General features: G+C 69.9%; 2 protein-coding genes. Both read left to right on the forward strand.

Annotated features, from left to right (window positions below):
• Positions 1-246, forward strand: a 246-nt coding sequence (locus tag ACZ7NC_RS45745) for a 2Fe-2S iron-sulfur cluster-binding protein (RefSeq protein ID WP_471498439.1), incomplete at its 5' end; no start/stop codon positions are given.
• An 8-nt stretch (positions 247-254) separates the two neighbouring features.
• Positions 255-1,055 carry an enoyl-CoA hydratase/isomerase family protein gene (locus tag ACZ7NC_RS45750; RefSeq protein ID WP_471498441.1) on the forward strand — a complete coding sequence of 267 codons (801 nt, stop codon included), beginning with the start codon at positions 255-257 and terminating at the stop codon, positions 1,053-1,055.
• Positions 1,056-1,103 lie beyond the last annotated feature (48 nt).

Genomic DNA, 1,103 nt, shown 5'->3' on the forward strand with positions numbered 1-1,103 from the left:
CGCTCCACCACCGCCGCCCTGCCGAGGGAGCGGACCATCCTCGACGGCGCCCAACGCACCCGCCCCGACCTGCCCTTCGCCTGCAAGGGCGGCGTGTGCGGCACCTGCCGCGCCCTGGTCACCGAAGGCGAGGCCGACATGCGCCGCAACTTCGCCCTCGAAGCCGCCGAGGTCGCCGCCGGCTATGTGCTGACCTGCCAGACCTTCCCCGTCTCCGAGACGCTGACCGTCGACTACGACAGCTGAGGAAGCCCATGTCCGTGCACCTGGAAGTCGCCGAAGGCGTCGGCACGATCCGCCTGGACCGGCCCCCGATGAACGCCCTGGACATCGCCACCCAGGACCGGCTCCACGAGCTGGCGGCCGAGGTGACGGAGCGCGACGACGTCCGGGCGGTGATCCTGTACGGCGGTGGGAAGGTGTTCGCGGCCGGCGCGGACATCAAGGAGATGGAACTCCTCGACCACGCGGGGATGGTGAGGCGCTCGCGCCCGCTTCAGGAAGCGTTCACCGCCGTCGCCCGCATCCCCAAGCCGGTCGTCGCCGCGGTCACCGGTTACGCGCTCGGCGGCGGCTGCGAGCTGGCCCTGTGCGCCGACTACCGGATCGCCGCCGACAATGCCAAGCTCGGCCAGCCCGAGATCCTGCTCGGCCTGATCCCCGGCGCGGGCGGCACCCAGCGCCTGTCCCGGCTCGTGGGCCCCTCCAGGGCCAAGGACCTCGTCTTCACCGGCCGGATGGTCAAGGCTGACGAAGCCCTGCGGATCGGCCTGGTCGACCTGGTGGTTCCGGCTGCCGACGTGTACGAGAAGGCGCGCGACTGGGCCGCACAGCTGGCCAAGGGCCCGGCACTCGCCCTGCGGGCCGCCAAGGAATCCATCGACCAGGGTCTGGAGACCGACATAGACACCGGTCTCACCATCGAACGGAACTGGTTCGCGGGCCTGTTCGCGACGGAGGACCGCGAGCGGGGGATGCGCAGCTTCACCGAGGAGGGTCCTGGCCGGGCCAATGCCAGTGAATTAGCAGAACTCTGCTGGTCAGCAGCCCGCTGATGGTCGGTTTGGGCTGATTTCATCCTTGGTGACACTGGGTAGTTCGTC

This window comes from Streptomyces sp. NPDC111802, assembly GCF_055634335.1.

Excerpts from the sequence above, each read along its gene's own strand:
- ACZ7NC_RS45750 (WP_471498441.1), top strand. The coding sequence starts at position 255 with ATGTCCGTGCACCTGGAAGTCGCCGAAGGCGTCGGCACGATCCGCCTG.